This window comes from Cellulophaga sp. HaHaR_3_176, from assembly GCF_019021925.1.
Lineage (GTDB): Bacteria > Bacteroidota > Bacteroidia > Flavobacteriales > Flavobacteriaceae > Cellulophaga.
In genome coordinates this window covers 2,736,326-2,756,292 of sequence record NZ_CP058990.1, presented here as the reverse complement: position 1 = coordinate 2,756,292, position 19,967 = coordinate 2,736,326, and the positions used below count along the sequence as shown (strand labels likewise).

General features: G+C 32.7%; 16 protein-coding genes and 1 pseudogene. 8 read left to right on the top strand and 9 right to left on the bottom strand.

Going from position 1 to position 19,967, the window contains the following annotated elements; translation table 11 throughout:
- The first annotated feature begins 1 nt into the window (after position 1).
- Positions 2 to 487 (top strand): DUF1697 domain-containing protein, encoded by a 486-nt coding sequence (locus H0I23_RS12165; RefSeq protein ID WP_254073601.1) that lies wholly within the window; start codon positions 2 to 4, stop codon positions 485 to 487.
- On the opposite strand, the gene H0I23_RS12160 is transcribed toward H0I23_RS12165, so the two are convergent.
- On the bottom strand, positions 484 to 957 hold the full coding sequence (locus tag H0I23_RS12160) for a TspO/MBR family protein (protein WP_216783564.1): 474 nt from the start codon (positions 955 to 957) through the stop codon (positions 484 to 486). The two genes, H0I23_RS12165 and H0I23_RS12160, sit on opposite strands and share 4 nt — an antisense overlap.
- A 93-nt stretch (positions 958 to 1,050) precedes the next feature.
- Here H0I23_RS12160 and H0I23_RS12155 point away from each other — a divergent pair, with 93 nt between their 5' ends.
- The 6 genes and pseudogenes from H0I23_RS12155 (at position 1,051) to H0I23_RS12130 (ending at position 6,375) form a co-directional block, all read left to right on the top strand.
- Positions 1,051 to 2,133, top strand: coding sequence for a diphosphomevalonate/mevalonate 3,5-bisphosphate decarboxylase family protein (locus tag H0I23_RS12155; RefSeq protein ID WP_216783563.1), 1,083 nt, complete (start codon positions 1,051 to 1,053; stop codon positions 2,131 to 2,133).
- A gap of 65 nt (positions 2,134 to 2,198) precedes the next feature.
- Positions 2,199 to 3,137, top strand: a complete 939-nt coding sequence (locus H0I23_RS12150) for a mevalonate kinase (protein ID WP_216783562.1) — start codon at positions 2,199 to 2,201, stop codon at positions 3,135 to 3,137.
- A gap of 9 nt (positions 3,138 to 3,146) precedes the next feature.
- Positions 3,147 to 4,052 carry a geranylgeranylglycerol-phosphate geranylgeranyltransferase gene (locus H0I23_RS12145; protein WP_216783561.1) on the top strand — a complete coding sequence of 302 codons (906 nt, stop codon included), beginning with the start codon at positions 3,147 to 3,149 and terminating at the stop codon, positions 4,050 to 4,052.
- A pseudogene (locus tag H0I23_RS12140) lies at positions 4,053 to 5,002 on the top strand (carbon-nitrogen hydrolase family protein). It begins immediately after the preceding gene.
- Positions 5,003 to 5,101: 99 nt separating this feature from the next.
- Positions 5,102 to 5,944: a pseudouridine synthase gene (locus tag H0I23_RS12135; protein ID WP_216783560.1), complete on the top strand. Its 843-nt coding sequence runs from the start codon at positions 5,102 to 5,104 to the stop codon at positions 5,942 to 5,944.
- Positions 5,945 to 5,952: 8 nt separating this feature from the next.
- Positions 5,953 to 6,375, top strand: coding sequence for a hypothetical protein (locus H0I23_RS12130; protein WP_216783559.1), 423 nt, complete (start codon positions 5,953 to 5,955; stop codon positions 6,373 to 6,375).
- Here the strand turns inward: H0I23_RS12130 and H0I23_RS12125 are convergent.
- Genes H0I23_RS12125 through H0I23_RS12110 form a run of 4 tightly spaced genes read right to left on the bottom strand, consistent with a single transcriptional unit; the run spans position 6,362 to position 15,311 of the window.
- Positions 6,362 to 6,961, bottom strand: coding sequence for a toxin-antitoxin system YwqK family antitoxin (locus H0I23_RS12125; protein ID WP_216783558.1), 600 nt, complete (start codon positions 6,959 to 6,961; stop codon positions 6,362 to 6,364). The two genes, H0I23_RS12130 and H0I23_RS12125, sit on opposite strands and share 14 nt — an antisense overlap.
- Positions 6,962 to 6,980: 19 nt before the next feature.
- A complete protein-coding gene (locus H0I23_RS12120) occupies positions 6,981 to 7,523 on the bottom strand; it encodes a hypothetical protein (protein WP_216783557.1) in 543 nt (180 codons plus the stop codon).
- A gap of 11 nt (positions 7,524 to 7,534) precedes the next feature.
- Entirely contained in the window at positions 7,535 to 8,467 is a 933-nt protein-coding gene (locus H0I23_RS12115) for a PorP/SprF family type IX secretion system membrane protein (RefSeq protein WP_216783556.1), read from the bottom strand.
- 4 nt (positions 8,468 to 8,471) lie between these two features.
- Positions 8,472 to 15,311 carry a BspA family leucine-rich repeat surface protein gene (locus H0I23_RS12110; RefSeq protein ID WP_216783555.1) on the bottom strand — a complete coding sequence of 2,280 codons (6,840 nt, stop codon included), beginning with the start codon at positions 15,309 to 15,311 and terminating at the stop codon, positions 8,472 to 8,474.
- 258 nt (positions 15,312 to 15,569) lie between these two features.
- Here H0I23_RS12110 and H0I23_RS12105 point away from each other — a divergent pair, with 258 nt between their 5' ends.
- Positions 15,570 to 15,725, top strand: a complete 156-nt coding sequence (locus H0I23_RS12105; RefSeq protein WP_216783554.1) for a hypothetical protein — start codon at positions 15,570 to 15,572, stop codon at positions 15,723 to 15,725.
- A gap of 125 nt (positions 15,726 to 15,850) precedes the next feature.
- On the opposite strand, the gene argH is transcribed toward H0I23_RS12105, so the two are convergent.
- The 4 genes from argH to H0I23_RS12085 are packed head-to-tail and all read right to left on the bottom strand — an operon-like array spanning position 15,851 to position 19,943.
- Complete coding sequence (gene argH / locus H0I23_RS12100; protein ID WP_216783553.1) at positions 15,851 to 17,131, bottom strand: argininosuccinate lyase; 1,281 nt, start codon at positions 17,129 to 17,131, stop codon at positions 15,851 to 15,853.
- A 30-nt stretch (positions 17,132 to 17,161) separates the two neighbouring features.
- Positions 17,162 to 18,226, bottom strand: coding sequence for a M20 family metallo-hydrolase (locus H0I23_RS12095; protein ID WP_216783552.1), 1,065 nt, complete (start codon positions 18,224 to 18,226; stop codon positions 17,162 to 17,164).
- A gap of 2 nt (positions 18,227 to 18,228) precedes the next feature.
- Complete coding sequence (gene argB, locus H0I23_RS12090) at positions 18,229 to 19,008, bottom strand: acetylglutamate kinase (protein WP_216783551.1); 780 nt, start codon at positions 19,006 to 19,008, stop codon at positions 18,229 to 18,231.
- A complete protein-coding gene (locus H0I23_RS12085; protein WP_216783550.1) occupies positions 19,005 to 19,943 on the bottom strand; it encodes an acetylornithine carbamoyltransferase in 939 nt (312 codons plus the stop codon). The genes argB and H0I23_RS12085 overlap by 4 nt, the downstream gene beginning before the upstream one ends.
- Positions 19,944 to 19,967 lie beyond the last annotated feature (24 nt).

The window sequence follows — 19,967 nt, the reverse complement described above, 5'->3', positions numbered from 1 at the left end:
AATGTCTGATTTAAAACAGATGTTAGAGCGTCTTAATTTAGAAAATATAAAAACCTATATACAAAGTGGAAATGTTGTATTCAGTAGTGTAGAAACATCTAAATTAGTTTTAGAAAAAAATATAGGAGATGCAATTGTAGAAACATTTAGGTTTGTAGTTCCTTTAATGCTGTTGACAAAAAAAGATTTTATTAAAATAAAGAATGAAGCTCCTTTTGTTTCTTCAGAAACATTAGACAATAAGAATAATTATTTTGTTATTCTAAAAGATGCTCCAGAAATTGAGTTGAGTAAAAAATTAAAGTCAGAATCTTACCCAAACGAAACTTTTATATTAAAAGAAAACTGCATTTATTTAATATGTAAAAACGGATATGGTAAAGCAAAATGTAATAATAATTTTTTTGAAAAAAAATTAAAAGTTAAAGCAACTACTCGTAATTTTAAAACAATGAAAAAATTAGTAGAAATGCTAGAGGAGAATTAATTAAGCTCCCATATTTTAAAGTTTAAAACGGTCGCAAATAGTACCCAAAGTATGTATGGTACTAATAGATATGCCGCTGTATTGTTTACGACTTTAAACCATTTAAAGGTTAATGCTATTAAAATTAATAAAGTTATAATTACAAATAAAGCTAAAAGCGGTTGTTTTAATCCGAAGAAAATAATACTCCATAAAGCATTAAATAAGAGTTGGAAAATGAAATGGTATAATGCTGTTTTAACCCATCGGTGATGAAAACCTTTTGCCCAAACGATACCAGCAGCAACGCCCATCATAACATATAAAACACTCCATACAGGAGCGAAAATCTTATTAGGAGGGTTAAAGCTAGGTTTGTTTAACGTTGGGTACCAGTCTACAATAGATGATTTTGTAGCAAAACTAGATAAAAACCCAATGATTAAGCATATAGTAACTGCAATTGCGATGTAATATATTTGTTTTTTCAAAATTGATAGTGTAATACAACTAAATTAGTGATTTAATTTAATTGTATATCATCGAAAAGCACTTAAAAACTATCTTTGTAAAAAATAAATTAAATGATTGATAAAGACTTTATTCCTTCGGCTTATATAAATGATGTTAAAGAAGGTAAAGTAAGCTATAAGTCACCTAGTAATATTGCTTTAGTGAAATATTGGGGAAAGAAAGAGAATCAATTACCGCAGAACCCTTCAATAAGTTTTACACTTGATGCTTGTGCAACAACAACGAATATTAGCTTTAAAAAGCTTGAAACACCTTCTAATGATTTTTCTTTTGATTTATGGTTTGAAGGAAAGTCTAAAGAAGATTTTAAACCAAAAATAAAAACCTTTCTTTCAAGAGTAGAGGTGTATTTACCTTTTTTGAAAAATTATTTTTTTAAGATAGAAACCTCAAATTCTTTTCCACACAGTAGTGGTATTGCTTCATCGGCAAGTGGTATGTCTGCCTTAGCATTGTGTTTAATGGATTTAGAAAAACAATTGAATCCAGAAATTGAGAATGATTTTTTTGTAAAAAAAGCATCTTTTCTGGCTAGGTTAGGGTCTGGTAGTGCATGCAGAAGTATTGAAGGTGATATTGTACAATGGGGAAATCATACAAATACAAAAGGTAGCTCAGACTTATATGGAGTAAAATATCCTTATGAAGTACATGATAATTTTAAAAAATATCATGATACTATTTTATTAGTTGATAAAGGGCAAAAGCAAGTAAGTAGTACGGTTGGTCATAATTTAATGTATGATCATCCTTTTGCTGAGCAACGATTTAATCAAGCTCATGAAAACCTAAATCAACTTATATCCGTATTTAAAAGTGGAGATTTAAAAGAGTTCATAAAAATTATTGAAAGTGAAGCGTTAACATTGCATGCAATGATGATGACGAGTCTGCCTTATTTTATTTTAATGAAACCTAATACGTTAGAAATTATAAATAAGATTTGGGAATTTAGAGAAAAAACAAATTCGAATGTTTGTTTTACGCTAGATGCAGGAGCAAATGTTCATGTGCTTTACCCTGAAAAAGAGAAGGATATCGTTTTTCAATTTATTAAGGATGAGTTAATTGTATTTTGTGAAAACCAGCAGTATATTTGTGACCGAATTGGATTTGGTGCTAGAAAACTATAACTTACCAAAACATTAACAGTTTTTTAGCGTTTATAAATAACATTAGATTGTTTAAGATTTAAGAAATGAAAGGACCATTATTTTATTCAAAAATTCTTCTTTTTGGGGAGTACGGAATCATTAAAGATTCTAAAGGACTTTCTATACCTTATAATTTTTTTAAAGGAGCTTTAAAGACTGATGAAAATCCGTCAGAAGAAGCTGTAAAATCTAATGAAAGTTTATTAAATTATAGTTCTTATTTAGAAGATCTATCGAAGGAAAAACCTGAACTGGTGACTTTTGATATTATGACTTTAAAAAATGATGTTAAAGAAGGTATGTATTTTGATAGCTCAATACCACAAGGATATGGCGTTGGTAGTAGTGGTGCATTAGTAGCTGCTATTTATGATAAATATGCTTTTGATAAAATTACTGTTTTAGAAAACTTAACTAGAGAAAAACTTTTAAGTTTAAAAACAATTTTTGGTGAAATGGAATCTTTCTTTCATGGAAAATCGTCTGGTTTAGATCCTTTAAATAGTTACTTAAGTCTTCCTATACTTATTAATTCAAAAGACAATATAGAATCTACAAGTATTCCTTCTCAGAATGCAGAAGGAAAAGGAGCTGTGTTTTTATTGGATAGTGGTATTATTGGTGAAACTGCACCAATGGTTCAAATTTTTATGGAACAAATGAAAAATAATGGTTTTCGTAAAATGCTAAAAACACAATTCATAAAACATACCGATGCTTGTGTTGAAGATTTTGTAAGTGGTGATGTAAAATCATTATTTGGGAATTTAAAACAACTGTCTCATGTTGTTTTAGACAACTTTAAGCCAATGATTCCTGCTCAGTTTCATAAGCTTTGGAAACAGGGTATCGATACTAACGATTACTATTTGAAGCTCTGTGGTTCAGGTGGTGGCGGGTATATTTTAGGCTTTACTGAAGATTTAGCTAAAGCGCAAAAGGCACTTAAGGGCCATAAGTTAGAAGTGGTATATAACTTCTAAAAAAAAAGCATGCTTAATAGAAAAAATAAGCTCCTACTTTTAAAGTTATTGAGTTTGTTTTCAGTTGTTAGAGGCTATAACATTTTAGTTATTATACTTGCTCAATACTTAGCATCTATCTATATATTATCTCCTAATTTACCGCTAAGGCAGGTTGTTTTTGATATTAATTTATTTCTTATTGTATTAGCTTCAGCACTAGTAATTGCTGCAGGTTATATTATTAATAATTTTTACGACCGAGAAAAAGATCTGATTAATAAGCCACACAAGACTATGTTAGATAGGCTTGTGAGTCAGAACTTTAAATTAACAACATATTTTATTCTTAATTTTTCAGCAACATTTGTTGCTAGCTATGTTTCATTCAAGGCAGTGCTATTTTTTGCATCTTATATTTTTGGAATTTGGATTTACTCACATAAGTTTAAAAAAATACCTTTTATTGGTAATTTCGTGTCTGCCACGTTAGCTATAGCACCATTCTTTGTCGTTTTTGTATACTATAAAAATTTTCAAACAGTAATTTTTGTTCACGCTATGTTCTTGTTTTTAATCATATTAGCGCGCGAAATGATTAAAGACTTAGAAAACATTGCAGGAGATATTAGTCAAGATTATAAAACAATTCCCATTCTATATGGAGAGAATATTTCAAAAACAATTATCGGCATGTTGTTTCTTTTGACCTTAATTCCTTCCATGTTATTAATTTTTAAATTTGATGTGGGGTACATGTATAGCTATTTTATAGCTTGTGTTATTTTACTACTCCTATGCCTTGTTCTTTTATTGCGTTCAGACTCTAAAAAACATTATATCTTATTACATAATATTCTAAAGTTTATCATTATCGCAGGGGTTTTTAGTATCTTGTTGATCAATGTAGATCTGGTATTAAATAGAATTTTATAGATGAATAATTTACTTAAAGTAGCCCTAGCACAAATTTCTCCTGTTTGGCTAGATAAAGAAGCAACCCTAAAAAAATAGAATCTTCAATTATAGAAGCGGCAGCCCAAAAAACAGAATTAATAGTTTTTGGAGAGGCACTATTGCCTGGTTATCCATTTTGGCTTGCATTGACAGAAGGTGCTTCTTGGGATTTAAAAATAAATAAAGAAATTCATGCACATTATGTTCGTAATGCTATACAAGTAGAAGCAGGAGAACTAGACTCGATTTGTGAATTAGCAAAAGAACATTCTATAGCCACATATTTAGGTATTATGGAGCGTGCAAAAAATAGAGGAGGCCATAGCATCTATTGTTCATTGGTGTATATTAATGAGCAAGGAGAAATAAAATCTGTACATCGAAAATTACAGCCTACCTATGATGAGCGATTAACTTGGGCTCCAGGAGATGGTAATGGTTTGCAGGTTCATCCTTTAAAAGAATTTACTGTAGGAGGTTTAAATTGCTGGGAAAATTGGATGCCACTACCACGTACAGCACTTTACGGTTTAGGAGAAAATTTACATATAGCTGTTTGGCCAGGTAGTGATCATAATACTAAAGATATTACCCGCTTTATTGCAAGGGAATCTCGTAGTTATGTAATTTCTGTATCATCACTAATGAAAAAAACAGATTTCCCTAAAGCTACTCCACATATAGAAGCAATTTTAGAAAAATCTCCTGATGTTTTAGCAAATGGAGGGTCTTGTATAGCTGGTCCTGATGGGGAATGGCTCGTAGAACCTGTTTTGGATACTGAAGGGCTTATTTACCATACTTTAGACTTTAACAGAGTGTATGAAGAGCGTCAAAATTTTGATGTTGTAGGTCATTACTCCAGACCAGATGTTACAAAGCTAACGGTAAATAGAGAACGACAATCTACAGTAGAATACACTGATTAATAATTAATTTTAACTTTATCTAATCTAGACAGTTAAATCACACGCTAGATTGCTTATACATCCAATTTCCTTTAGTACCTTTGCGGAAATATTTTAGTTATGGGTAGGTCAGATTCCAACAATGATAATAAGGCTTCAGGAAGAGAAGGAGGAACATTTAGAAAGAAAAGTTACGCTAGAGGAAATTCTCCAGTTAAAAAAAATGTAGCTCCAAAAAAACCTTCTGATCCTAATACATTACGACTTAATCGTTACGTTGCAAATTCAGGTGTATGCTCTCGTAGAGAAGCAGATATTTTTATTTCAGCAGGTAGCGTTACTGTAAACGGTAAAGCAGTTATCGAAATGGGATATAAAGTTAAATTATCTGACGAGGTTCGTTTTGATGGTCGCTTGTTGAACCCAATTAAAAAAGAATATATTGTTTTAAATAAACCTAAAGACTTTGTTACCGCATCTAAAGATGGTAGAGGTAACCGTAGTGCAATGGGTTTAATATCAAATGCTACAAAAGCGAAATTATTACCTGTTGGTAAAATGGACAAGGCTTCAATGGGGCTTTTGTTATTTACTAATGATGGTGAATTATCTACACGTTTAAATAGTCCTAAAAACGGATTGCGTAAAATTTACCATGTTGAGCTTACAAAACCATTATTAAGTACCGATTTTAAGAGAATCAAAGAAGGCTTAATGGTAGAAGATAGTGTGGTTCGAATTCAAGATATCAGCTACATAGATAATGCGCCTAAAAATCAAGTTGGTATAGAAATTTTTAGTACTAGAAATAATATCGTACGTAGAATTTTTGAGCAATTAGAGTATGATATCGTAAAGCTTGATTTAGTAGTTTATGCAGGGTTAACTAAAAAAGATTTACCACGTGGGCATTGGCGTCCACTTACTGAGCAAGAAGTAATAAATCTAGGAATGATAAAATAGTAAGAGTGATGGTTAGAAAAACACCCCATTTAATTTTATGGTTTTTGGGTGCCTTACTAGCAGTCACATATTGTTCTTATTTTTTATTTGATATTGATGAAGCTTCTCTTGATATAAATATTTACGATACCTATTACGTAATTGGTTATTCAAGTCTGTTTTTATCCTTTGCTATATGGTTGTTAATGTGTGGTTTCGGATATTTTATATTAAATAAATATAAAATAAAGCTAATATACTCTTTAACTATAACACATCTTATTTTAACGTTAGTTTGGGTAGTAGGTGTGACTATAAACTATTTTATAAATGGTTTTGAAGATGTCATTATATGGCTCTCAATATTAGTATTTCCTATTGCGCAAATATTATATTTCGTAAATATCATGTTATCTACCTTGATAAAGGTAAAAGTTACTAATGAGCAATAATTCGTAGTAATTTACCTTTATCATTGTAAATTTTCCAATCACCAATTTTTTTACCATCTTTCATGATTCCAGTTTGGTTAATTTTTCCATTTTTATAATAAGTAGTCCATTTTCCGTCTTCTTTTCCATTCACAAAGTTTTCAATGACGTATAATTCTCCAGAATCATAGTAGGATTTCCATTCTCCATGAGCACCTTTTGCATTGTAGATTCTCAAATACTTTAAAGTGCCATCTTTTAAGTAATGTTTCCAAATACCTTCTTTATTGTTATTTAAATGATTGCCGCCAAAATATAGTTGCCCATTAGTGTGGTAAGCTTTCCATTCTCCTTCAAAAACCCCATTTACATAATTTTCAACTTTCCATATTTTTCCATTATCATAATAGTAAGTCCATTTTCCAGTTTTTTTATTGTCAGTAAACTGGCCTATAATTTTTAAATTACCATTTTCGAAATAGTCTTTGAATTCATTTATTTCTTTTGAAACAGAAATATGTAAACCAGAATCTTTGTCGGGTTTATTTTGTATATTACAAGATTGAAACACCAAAAATAGTAGTAATATAGAAAGTTTAATTTTCATTTTTTATTCATTAAAGAGATTATTCTCCCCATGTATCCCAATCATGCACTTCTTTTCTACCATTCCAAAAATATTTAAATGGGAGTGCGACTTCTTGCCACGGTGCTAATTTATATATATCGTAATTATCGTCATAATCATATAAGCCATAGGTTGGGTTTTCTCCCCAATAGAATTCAAATTTCACGGTTTCATTTATTTCTTTGATGTATACACTACCCAAAACAATGTTACTCGTTGTTCCACTAACAGGACTGGTCACAGCTTTTGCTTGTTCTATTTTAAGAGATGTACCTTTAGGTATCTCATACACAGTGCCGCAATCTTCACAAAAGTTAGAGTTATTCATTTTTAAGATATATGGGTTCTCTATAATAGAGTGCTCATAATTAGTAGCAATATAAGAAGAGTGTTTTGTAACCAAAGTATTATTGATAACTTTACTATAAGGGAATTTATCAGATAAATCTTTAGTTTTTGTTCTAAAACCCAGTGCAAAAGCAATAATGATTCCGATAACCATTAAAACTCCAACGATTATTAAACTATTTTTTACAGACATAGATTGTTAATTTAATCAATTGTATAACCATCACCAAATTGATAACTGAGAATAAAACCGTGTGTATTTCCTAAAGGCGAATCGTTAATAGACATATTATAATTATATATAAAACGTACATTATTAAACAAAAATACTCCTGCTAAAAAATTTAGCGAAGAGCTCGTTCTGTATCCGGTTCCAATTTCAAATTTATTTTTAAAGCTAACAGCTAAATTAATATCAGCTTCTAACGGTGCTCCATTCTCATATTTTAAAAGCATATTAGGTTTAATCATTATCTCTTGAAATCTATCATTAAAAAATCGATAACCGAAATAGCCATAATACGGATTTTCTAAATTTAAATTGTCATCAGAAGCTAAAGTATCTCCTAGTATATTAGGCGTGGAAAACCCTACATAGAAAGAAGAATGGTTAAACAAAAAGCCTAACCCCATTGTTGGTATAGTTGCATTTATATTTTCAGAAAAATTAGAATCACCCATAATACCTAATGACATTAAATTATCTTGATATTGTTGTATGCCAGCAGTGATGCCAAATGATAAAACTCCAGGGCTATAGTGCTGCCAGTAAGGTCGGTTACTTTCAAAATCAAAAAATATTTTATAAGAGTAAGCACCAAAAAACTGAGTAGATGTAGTTACGCCAATTTGATCTCTAAGTATTCCAGCTCCAAGACCAACTTTTCCACGGTTAATAGCACCATGGCCACTAAAGGAGAAACTACGAGGGCTACCATCAAACTGATTAAAATAGCCTGAGTTGCTTATCGAAATTTCGGTACCTGGTGTTAAGCCAGCATAAGCCGAGTTTATAATAAACGGATTATAATTATACTCAGAAAACGTGGGTGTTTGTTGAGCGAATATTGAGTTATATGATAATAAAGACAGCAGAACACCTAGTGCTAGCGTGCCAAAACAGTTAAAAATCTTCATTGGTTTAGCGCTTTAGTATTACGTATCCTTTGGTTTTTTTAAGAATGGATTCACCATCTATTTGAATATTAAAGAAGTAAGTCCCAGAAGGTAATCGACCAGCACCCATTTTAGTTTTTTGGTTTGCATTTCCTCGGAATACATTCGAGATATTATCATAATTTTCAATTTTGAACACAGTATCACCCCATCTATTATAAATGGTTACGATATTGGTTGGGTATTCTTCAATATGATCAATATGCCAATAATCGTTTATACCATCGCTATTTGGTGAGAATCCATATTTGGTTTCATCCACAATTTCTTCTCCAATAGTAGTGAAAGTTTCTTCTTCGCATATACCAGAATCTCCTTGTGAATTATATGAAATAATTGTAACGTAAATTGTAGACTTATTTGGAAAATCTTGTAAAAAAGAATATTCAGTAAGTAAACCAACATCTTGTCTATCTAATATATTGTTACCTCTGGGAGTAGTTCCTACAGTTAATAAATAGCCATCGGCGTTATTAATAGCTCTCCATGAAATATAAGCAGGATTTACAGCCACATCGGTAGCGCCGTTTAAAGGGCTTGTTAATGTTGTACATGCAGGTGTTGTTGGTCTAACAGCTGTTTCAATAGTAAAAGATTCATTAGAACATCCATTAGCATCTACACTTCCATTAAAAGGTATTATGGTTACTATAGCTGTTTCATCATTTACAAAAGCATTTGGAAAGTTGTAGCTGTTGGATGTAACCTCTACATCGGTTACGTTATTATTAGCAGTGCCAGAAATAGTAATTCTATATCCTGTGGCATCGGTCATGTTATTCCAAGTCATTTGAGTGGTACTTAAAGCCACATCGGTAGCGCCATTCAAAGGGCTTGTTAAAGTTGTACATGTAGGTGTTGTTGGTACAGCAGCTGTTTCAATAGTAAAAGATTCATTAATACAACCATTAGCATTTACACTTCCATTAAAAGGTATTATGGTTACTATAGCTGTTTCATCATTTACAAAAGTATTTGTAAAGTTGTAGCTGTTGGTAGTAACCTCTAGATCAGTTACGTTATTATTAGCAGTGCCAGAAACAGTAATTCTATACCCTGTAGCATCGGTTACGTTATCCCATGTCATTTGTGTGGTTCCTATGGCCACATCGGTAGCGCCATTAAAAGGGTTTGTTAATGTTGTACATGCAGGTGTTGTTGGTCCAACAGCTGTTTCAATAGTAAAAGATTCATTAATACAACCATTAGCATTTACACTTCCATTAAAAGGTATTATGGTTACAGTAACCGTTTCGCCTTGTATAAAATCGTTAGCGAAATCAAATGTAGTGCCAGAAGTCACTTCAAAATCGGTCATGTTATTTGCTGTACTATTGCTTCCGATTACTGTTACTTTATACCCGTCGGCATTAGCAACCGCATTCCATTCAATTGAAGTATCCACGGCAATATCGTTATCATTATTTGAAGGACTTATAAGCGTTGTACATTCTGGTGGCCCTGCTGTTTCAAACGTATATTCAGCGCAACCTGAAGAAGATCCATTTATGTTATAGGCAATAATAGAAACGAATATAGTTTCATTTTCAGGAAGGTCGCTTGCGAGGTCATATGTAGTTACATCTCCAAGGTCATCTGTAAATATATCTGAACCACCAGATGTAGTACCTACAGTAAGTCTATAGCCATCTGCAGAATCCGACCCGTTCCAGCTTAAGTTAGTGTCTAAGGCAACTTGAGTGGCACCATCAACAGGGGCACTTAAAATTCCGCATGATGGCGGACTAGTAGAATCACCTGTTGTAAAGGTTTCCTCTATACAACCAGTAGCATCACCCTCGTCATTGTAAGGGATAATAGTTACATAATGTAATCTACTTTCTTGTAAATCTCCTGGAATGTCATAAGTGGTAGCTCCAATTACATCTGCATTATTCACAACTTCAATACCGCCAGAAGTTGTACCCACAACTACTAGGTATCCGGTGGCGTTAGTTACTGCTGCCCAACTTAATTGTGTATCAATAGGTACGTCAGTTGCTCTATTAATAGGGGTAGTTAAATTAGTACAAGTTGGTGGTACCGGTATTATTTCGGTATGGAAAATTTCTTCGGTACAGCTTGCTGCGTCTCCTTCATCATTATAAGGGACTATAGTAACAAATATGTCGCTGTCTTCTGGTAAGTCTGAAGTAAAATCAAAGGTATTAACGTTACCTACATCTTCTGCATCAAGTATATCATTTGCACCACTAGAAGTACCTACAGTTATTTTAAACGCATCGGCATTAGAAATAGGATTCCAGCTTAAGTCTGTAGTAACTGCAACATCAGTGGCACCATGTAAAGGTGCTGTTAAGATCGTACATTCTGGTATAGTTGCTGCGGTATTCGAGATGGTAAAGCTTTCTTCCGTACATGGCCCTATAGCGTCTCCTTCATCATTAAAAGGGATAATCGTTACAAAAACCGTATCTCCAGTATTGAAGTCAGCAGCAAATTCATATGATGTTTCATTTGTGATTGTTGCGTTGTCAACAATATCATTTCCACCAGAAGATGTTCCAACGGTTAATCGATAACCTTGTGCAAAAAGAGCAGCATCCCAAGTAATATTTGTATTTACTGGAATATCAGTATCTCCATTTAAAGGAGAGGCCAGTTGTGTACATTCTGGAATAGGACAGTCACGAACATCTTGGTCAAAAGTCCAACCAAAATTATCTATCATAGATTGTCTTTCTTCTTGAGCACTGCAATAGGGTAAATCTTGTACACCAATAGTAATACCAGGAGTTAAGTTTTGTTCTGACCATGCAATTAAAGTATTGTCATAGTTTTCTCTTATTAAGGCAGTATTATCTAAGATATCACTCATATTAGAAACACCGGTTACATCCCAATCTCCCAAATACTGATTTAGGGCAGTTGCATTATAAAAAGTAGAACGCATACTTAGGTTTCCTAAATTCCATAAATCCATGGGTTGGTTATATGCAAACGCTTCTCTAAACATATAATCCATATTGTTTACGCCGGAGACACGCCAGTTGTTCAGATTTTGATTAAAAGCAGTAGCATTACTAAACATTTCTTCCATAGTAGTAACACCTCTAACGTTCCATGCACTAATATCAGAATTGAAAGAAGCTGCGTTTTTGAACATATCTTCCATAGTAGTTACGGAGGCAACATTCCAAGAATTCATAGGTTGGTCGTATGCAATCGCATCATTGAACATGGCTTCCATTGTTCTTACAAAAGATGTCTCCCATGTATCTATATTTTGATTAAATACCGTTGCACCTTGAAACATGGAAGCAGTGGTTAATGATTCTCGTGTATCCCAATTATTTAAAGGCTCATTAAATATGTCAGCATTTCTAAACATAGCTTCCATATTAGTTACTGAGCTTACATCCCAATTATTTATAACCCTATTAAATTCCCGAGCATCTTCAAACATAAATGGCATTAAAGTGACAGAACTTACGTTCCAATTAGCTAAGGGTTGATTGAATACCTGAGCATCTTTAAACATTGAAGACATATTTGCAACCGCACTAACATCCCAACTTCCGATGGGTTGGTTAAATACTTGAGCACTTTCAAACATAGATGCCATATTGACAACGGAATTAACTTCCCACATATTTAGTGGCTCATCAAATAACACAGCGCTTTCGAACATAGATTCCATGCTAAGCACATTTGTTACATTCCAACTATTTATATTTTGATTAAAAACCGCAGCACTATTAAACATGCTACGCATATTGGTTACAGAGGAGACATTCCAGGTATTGAGAGGTTGATTAAATAATACAGCACTAGAGAACATATAGTCCATTCTAACAACATTACTAACATCCCATGAATTTAGTGGCTGATTAAAAAGCCTGGTACCTTGAAAAGTTTGAGACATATCTTCCACATTACTTACGTCCCAGTTTAGTGGTTGATTAAAAGTTTGAGCATTATCAAACATACCAGATATGTCAGTTACATTACTTACATCCCAATCACTTATATTTCCATCAAAACTTAGAGCTCTTTCAAACATTTGCTCCATAGTAATTACATTACCAACATCCCAGTCATTTAAAGGTTGATCAAATGCGTCTGTGTAAGAAAACATTTGTTTCATACTGGTTACGCTGCTAACATCCCAATCATTTAAAGGTTGATTAAACGCATCACATCGAATAAACATGGTATTCATATTAGTAACATTACTCACATCCCATTCGTTTAACGGTTGATTGAAAGCGATAGCAGTTTCAAACATATTTACCATTGTTGTAACACTACTAACATCCCAATCGTTTAAAGGTTGGTTAAATATTTCAGCTTGATAAAACATATTGTTCATATTGGTAACATTGCTTACGTCCCAATTATTAATATTACCATTGAATAATCCGTTTCGTCTAAACATTCGCGACATATTAGTAACGTTAGATAAATCAGGAACATCCATTGCATTGTATACCATATTATCGCAAAACCAAAACGTATAACTCATATCTAACCAAGGTTGCGTTCCCCATTGGTCTACAGAAATCAACTTTTTATTATCCCTATTGGTACTTCGATATAGATGGTGTGGATATGTGCCAATTATAGAAATAGTATACTCTCCGGGACTTAAATAGTTATGTGTTAATTGGCCAGATACATTATTGTCATATCTATTATCTCCCCAATCTATGGAAAAGTCATAGGTATAACTGGAATTGGTTTCTAGAAATAGCTGATTCACAGCTGATGAGTTACCATCTAGTATTCTAGTGTCTATGGTAAACTTAAAAGCATCGGGGCTATTGACCCAGCTTTCAATAGTTGTAAATTGTGTTTCTTGACACCCTACGGCCGAACCTTCGGTGTTATAGGGTACAACAGTTACAAAAACAGTATCTCCGGGAAGAAATTCATTTGTAAAACTTACACCGACTATATTACCGATATCGAGATTATCTGCTGGTGCGCCGTTTATATCTATAAAACTTCTTGTGCCACCTCTTATAATTTCTAGCGTAATGTTATAACCGTCTGCATTTGGTGCAGGATTCCATCTAATATCGGAATTTGCAGGAACATTAGTATCTCCATTAAAAGGTGAAATTATTTCGGTACATAATACAAAAGAACAGTTAACATTATCTCCTGTAATTGTCCAGTTTTGTAAGTCTATAAGTGCCTGTCTAGCGTCTCGGCTATCACAATAGTTTAAAGTATTAGCTCCTAAAGGAACGTTGGTTTCAACATTTTGAGCGGACCAGCTTAGTAATGTGTTGTCATAGTTTTCTTGAGATAAACTAGTGTTATTTAACATTTGGGCCATTGTTGTTATGCCTGTAACGTCCCATGTGGCAAGACTTTGGTCAAAGGCATTAGCAGAAGTAAACATACCATCTGTTGTTGTAACATTACTAACATTCCAATTTTCTAAAGTTTGGTTAAATTGTGATGCATTGAGAAACATGCTACTAGCATCGGTTAAGCTTGTTGTATTCCAAATATTAATGGGTTGATTAAAAGCAGTAGCGTTGCTGAACATGCCACTCATGTCTGTTACCATAGCAACATTCCAAGTAGTTAATGGTTGATCAAAAACAATGCAATCGCGAAACATATCAGACATATCGGTAACGCTACCCACATTCCAACTATTCAAAGGTTGGTTAAAAGCCATGGTAACACTACTATTTTCACCCCAAAACATACCAGACATGTCATTTACATTACTTACATCCCAGTCATCAATAGGTTGATTAAAAAGTATCGCACTCTCAAACATTTTACTCATGTTAGTAACGTTTGATACCACCCAGCTAGCTAAGGGTTGATTAAACGTTTGACATCTCCTAAACATAGAGCTCATATCCGTAACTTGGCTTACATTCCAAGAGTTTAGTGGCTGATCAAAAATCATAGGTAAAAATCCATCAAACATCCTAGACATATTAGTTACATTTCCAACATCCCATCTGCCTAATGGTTGGTTGAATTCTCGTGCTCTAAAAAACATAAGATTCATGTCTGTAACGTTGGCCACATTCCAGTCTTCGAGAGGTCTATTATAGGTCAACGCTATTGCAAACATACCTTGCATATTTGTTACATTAGCTACATTCCAGTTTTCTATATCTTGATTAAAAGCTGTTGCTGAATTAAACATGTTAGCCATATTTGTTACGGCATCGGTATTCCATCTATTTAGTGGTTCATTAAACCTTGTTCTTTCGAATAATGAAGACATGTCAGTTACGGCATTTGTAATCCAATCATTTAAAGGTCTATTAAATGCACTTGCTGAAGCAAATAAGCCCGACATATCTGTAATGGTAGAAACATCCCAACTATTAACAATACCATTGAATGACTTACATTCTCTAAACATGTTTTTAAGACTTGTTACTTGCGAAAGATTAGGTGAATCAATAGCATCAAAATTTAAATTTTCACAACCAAAGAATGCATTTTCCATGGTTTGCCATTGTATAGTACCCCAACTAAGTATTTCAATTATTTTTAGTTTGTCGTTAGCATTTTCATCATTAAAATAAATAGCAGGAAAAGTACCGCTAATACTAATAGTGTAAGTACCAGGAATGGCGTAGGTATGTGTAATGTTTCCTGTAACATTAGAATCAGATGTGGTATCTCCCCAATCTACATTATAGTTGTAAGTAGTATATGCAGGATTAGTAGGTATCGTAATTTGGTTATTTGCAGAAGAACCAGATTCGGTATTGTTGGTATTCCATATAGTGGTAAACTCTTGCGAAAAAAGATTAATACTTATAAATAATAGTAAGAGAGTTATGCTTTTTTTAATCATAGTGTGGTGGTTACTTGAAAACAAACGTACCTGTTCATCAAACATAATAAGGACAACTAAACGTTGAAATTTTTTGTTGTGAACCTTTAATTTTCAAAGGTGAACAAGACAAAATTAGTAGAAGCGTTTATCTGTAAATACACTGTTTGCAGTGAAAAATAAGTGGTAGAGATAGAAAAAGGTGATGAGTTAAAATAAAAATGATATGGACAAATGGAGTGCTAGGAAGAAAAGTATCTTGCTTTAAAAATAAAAATTATGAATGTTAATCCAGTATTAAGCGTAGCAAAGTTATTAGTGAAAAATAGAAAATTGAAACTCGTGCTTTTGGGAGCTCAATTTGGATATTTGGGGTATAAAATTTTAAAAAAGAGAAAACGTAAAAATGGATCTGTTGAGGCTATTAAAGCTTAGTGTATAATAGTTTGAAGCGCTTTTATTTAGATAAAATAAACTAGAAAAGAGAATAATGCGCAATTTAGATTGACCTAATTACACAATATTCTCTTTATTTAAAACTATTCAAATTTTGGTTGTAACTACATAATTTGATCCATTTTTTTACGAATTTCATTTAGACACAAATTTCCTAAGCTACCTTCGTGCGTATGTTTTATATCTCTTTTAGGTGAAAAAGTACCTTCATTTATTTCCATGCCCATCTTTTTGTAAGCATCACGAAAAGGTATACCACTCAATACTAATTCATTTAAAGTATCTACGCTAAAAATATAATCATATTTAGGATCTTCTAAAATAGTATCGTTTACTCGAATTTCTTTTAAGCTAAAAGTCAATATTTCAATACATGCTTTTATATCTTGTATAGCAGGTACTATTACTTCTTTTACCAATTGTAAATCGCGATGATAACCACTAGGTAGGTTATTTATAATCATCATTAGTTGGTTTGGAACCGCTTGTAGTCTATTACACTTACCTCTAACTAATTCGAAAACATCAGGATTTTTTTTGTGTGGCATAATACTAGAACCTGTAGTCAATTCATCAGGAAAAGAGATGAAATTAAAATTTTGACTCATATATAAACAGATATCCATTGCCATTTTAGATAGCGTAGAAGCTATGCTGCTTATACCGAAAGCGGCAGCTTTTTCTACCTTTCCACGCCCCATTTGAGCAGCTACTACATTATATTTTAAATCAGAAAAACCCATTTCTTTAGTGGTGAAAGCTCTATCGACAGGAAATGAACTTCCGTAACCAGCAGCACTACCTAAAGGGTTTTGATCTGCTATTTTATAAGCAGCATCAACAAAATATAAATCATCAACTAAACTTTCAGCATACGCCGAAAACCATAAGCCAAAAGAAGATGGCATTGCGATTTGCAAGTGAGTATAACCAGGTATTAATATACTTTTATGTTTATCTGCAAGATTTAATAGTAAATCAAACAAAATTTTGGTTTCGCTTTTAATCTCTGTTAATTCATTTTTTAAATACAAATGCATTGCAACTAAAACTTGATCATTTCTAGAACGAGCAGTATGTATTTTTTTACCAGTATCACCTAATTTTTCAGTTAATACATACTCTATTTTAGAGTGCATATCTTCAAAAGAATCTTCAATTATAAACTCTCCTTTTTCAATAGTTTTTGCAATAACATTTAATTCTCTAACTAAATCGTCTGTTTCTGCTTGGGTAAGTAGTCCTATTTTACCTAGCATTTTAGCGTGTGCTTTTGATGCGATAACATCATATTTCGCTAATTGTAAGTCTAATTCACGATCGTTTCCTACTGTAAAATGATCAATTTTTTTATCTGTGCTAAAACCTTTATCCCAAAGTTTCATAGTTGTATTTTTTAATAATTACTGGCAAGTTTAATTTAAAAAGCCCTTTAATATTTTAATATATAAGTCGATACCCTCTTCAATTTCATGAACATGTATATATTCATCTGCAGAATGTGATCTAGTGCTATCTCCAGGGCCTAATTTTAAAGACTGACATGTTAATGCTGCTTGGTCAGAAAGCGTAGGAGAACCGTATGTTTCTCGCCCCAGTATAATGCCTGATTGTACCAAAGCATGATCTTTATCAATTTTAGATGAATTTAGCTTTAATCCACGCTCCTGCAAAAAACAAGGTGCTTCTGCTTTTAATAAATCTGCAATTTCTTTATTCGAATAACTGTCGTTTACTCGAACATCAATCACTAAATCCACTTGCGAAGGTACTACATTGTGTTGGCTACCAGCTTTTATTTGAGTTACGGTAAGTTTTACATCACCTAATGCTTCTGATGTTTTTTCGAATTTATAGTTTTTAAACCATTCTAAAACTTCAATAGTATTGTATATAGAGTTGTTCTCATTAGGGTGTGCTGCGTGTGATGGTGTGCCTTTAACTACGGCATCAAAAACAATTAATCCTTTTTCTGCAATTGCTAAGTTCATTAATGTAGGCTCGCCAACAATGGCTACATTAATATTTGGTAAACTAGGTAATAAACCACGAAGGCTATTTTTGCCAGCACTTTCTTCTTCAGCAGAAGCTACCATCAAAATATTATGATTTAAATTTTCTTGTGCATAAAAATGCGAAAATGTAGCCAATAGAGAAACAAGGCAACCACCAGCATCATTACTGCCTAAACCGTATAGTTTGCCATCTTCAATATGTGGAAGAAAAGGATCTTTAGTATATGCTTGGTTTGGTTTAACAGTGTCGTGATGTGAATTTAAAAGTAAAGTGGGCTTACTATCATCCCAAAACTTATTTTTTGCATAGACGTTGTTGTTATCTCTAGTAAATGGAATATCAAAAGAAGTAAACCAATCTTGTATAGCTTCTGCTGTTTTATCTTCTTCGCTTGAAAAAGATTGAATACTAATTAACTGTTTTAGTAATTCAATTGCTTTATCCGTTAATTTTTGTTGTTCCATATTTATAGTGTTATGGTTGTAAATAAAGTAGTATTGTTTTTAATCATTTCTATATCGCCAAGGCAAACTTTATTTACATTATTATGTAATGCATGATAACAGTTTTCTAGTTTAGGAAGCATACCATCAGCAATGATTTTTTGATCTAGTAATTCTTTATATTTTTCTGAATTAATATGTTTTACTACAGAGTGTTCATCTTTAATATCTAAAAGGACTCCTTTTTTTTCAAAACAATAATATAATGTAGTCTCATATAAATCACCCATTCCTATTGCAATTTCAGAAGCAATTGTATCGGCATTTGTATTTAACATTTGTCCTTTTCCATCATGTGATAAGGCACAGAAAACAGGGGTTAAATTAACTTTTATTAATGAATCAATTAAGCTAGTATTTATTCCATCAATATCACCAACAAAACCGTAATCAATTTGTTTTACAGGGCGCTTGTGTGCTTGTATAGCATCGCCATCGGCACCACTTAAGCCTATAGCATTACATTTGTTGGCTTGTAATTTAGCAACTATAGTTTTGTTTGCTAAACCACCATAAACCATAGTAATTATATCGATGCTTTTGTCGTCGGTAATTCTTCTTCCGTTTACAAGTTTAGATTCTATACCTAATTTATAGGCTAGTTGAGTTGCTAATTTTCCGCCACCGTGTACCAAAATTTTAGGTTCTTCTAATTTTGAAAATAAGGTTAAAAATTTAGAAAGTTCTTTATCGTTTTCAATAACATTTCCACCAATTTTTACGACTGATAATTTAGGTTTCATAGCTTTTCAAGAATTTTTTTAAGCACTATTTGTGCTGCGTATGTTCTGTTATTTGCTTGCTCAATAACTAATGATTGATCGCTATCTAAAACGGCATCTTCTACAACCACATTTCTACGAACAGGAAGGCAATGCATGAATTTAGCATGCCCTAATTTATCTTTAGTCATCATCCAATCAGTATCTTGATTGATAATTTGACCGTAATTTTTATAGTTACTCCAGTTTTTTACATAAACAAAGTCAGCATTTTCTAATGCTTTACTTTGGTTGTATTCAATTGCTGCATCTTTAGTGATTTCAGGGTTTAACTCATACCCTTCAGGATGAGTAATTACAAAATCAGCATCTTGCTTTAACATCATTTCAGTAAAAGAATTTGCTACAGCATGTGGTAGAGCTTTTGGATGCGGTGCCCATGAAAGGACAACTTTAGGCTTGGTTTTTATATTTTGTTCACCTAAAGTAATAGCGTCAGCTAATGCCTGTAAAGGATGTCCTACGGAGCTTTCCATATTTACAACAGGAATACTGGCGTATTTTTTAAAACCATTTAAAACAAGTTCTGCTTCATCTTTTACTTTATCTGTCAAAGATGCAAAAGCACGAATAGCAACAATGTCACAATATTGAGAAACAACTTGTGCGGCTTCTTTAATATGTTCAGAAGTACCTTGGTCCATTACAGTTCCATCTTCAAATTCAATAGCCCAACCTTCGCTACCAAAATTCATTATCATTACTTCAAGGCCTAAATTCATCGCTGCCTTTTGTGTGCTCAAGCGCGTTCTAAGGCTATTGTTAAAAAATAACAAACAAATAGTTTTTCCTTGTCCTAAGCTTTTTGCTTGTAACGGGTTAGCTTTTAAATTTTTTGCATCATTTACCCATGTTGGTAATGAGTCGATATCTTGTATTGAAGTGTAATGTTTCATTTTGTGCTCTTTTTAAACCTAAAA

Excerpts from the sequence above, each read along its gene's own strand:
- H0I23_RS12165 (WP_254073601.1), top strand. The coding sequence starts at position 2 with ATGTCTGATTTAAAACAGATGTTAGAGCGTCTTAATTTAGAAAATATA.
- H0I23_RS12155 (WP_216783563.1), top strand. The coding sequence starts at position 1,051 with ATGATTGATAAAGACTTTATTCCTTCGGCTTATATAAATGATGTTAAA.
- H0I23_RS12150 (WP_216783562.1), top strand. The coding sequence starts at position 2,199 with ATGAAAGGACCATTATTTTATTCAAAAATTCTTCTTTTTGGGGAGTAC.
- H0I23_RS12145 (WP_216783561.1), top strand. The coding sequence starts at position 3,147 with ATGCTTAATAGAAAAAATAAGCTCCTACTTTTAAAGTTATTGAGTTTG.
- H0I23_RS12135 (WP_216783560.1), top strand. The coding sequence starts at position 5,102 with ATGGGTAGGTCAGATTCCAACAATGATAATAAGGCTTCAGGAAGAGAA.
- H0I23_RS12130 (WP_216783559.1), top strand. The coding sequence starts at position 5,953 with ATGGTTAGAAAAACACCCCATTTAATTTTATGGTTTTTGGGTGCCTTA.
- H0I23_RS12125 (WP_216783558.1), bottom strand. The coding sequence starts at position 6,961 with ATGAAAATTAAACTTTCTATATTACTACTATTTTTGGTGTTTCAATCT.
- H0I23_RS12120 (WP_216783557.1), bottom strand. The coding sequence starts at position 7,523 with ATGTCTGTAAAAAATAGTTTAATAATCGTTGGAGTTTTAATGGTTATC.
- H0I23_RS12115 (WP_216783556.1), bottom strand. The coding sequence starts at position 8,467 with ATGAAGATTTTTAACTGTTTTGGCACGCTAGCACTAGGTGTTCTGCTG.
- H0I23_RS12110 (WP_216783555.1), bottom strand. The coding sequence starts at position 15,311 with ATGATTAAAAAAAGCATAACTCTCTTACTATTATTTATAAGTATTAAT.
- H0I23_RS12105 (WP_216783554.1), top strand. The coding sequence starts at position 15,570 with ATGAATGTTAATCCAGTATTAAGCGTAGCAAAGTTATTAGTGAAAAAT.
- argH (WP_216783553.1), bottom strand. The coding sequence starts at position 17,131 with ATGAAACTTTGGGATAAAGGTTTTAGCACAGATAAAAAAATTGATCAT.
- H0I23_RS12095 (WP_216783552.1), bottom strand. The coding sequence starts at position 18,226 with ATGGAACAACAAAAATTAACGGATAAAGCAATTGAATTACTAAAACAG.
- argB (WP_216783551.1), bottom strand. The coding sequence starts at position 19,008 with ATGAAACCTAAATTATCAGTCGTAAAAATTGGTGGAAATGTTATTGAA.
- H0I23_RS12085 (WP_216783550.1), bottom strand. The coding sequence starts at position 19,943 with ATGAAACATTACACTTCAATACAAGATATCGACTCATTACCAACATGG.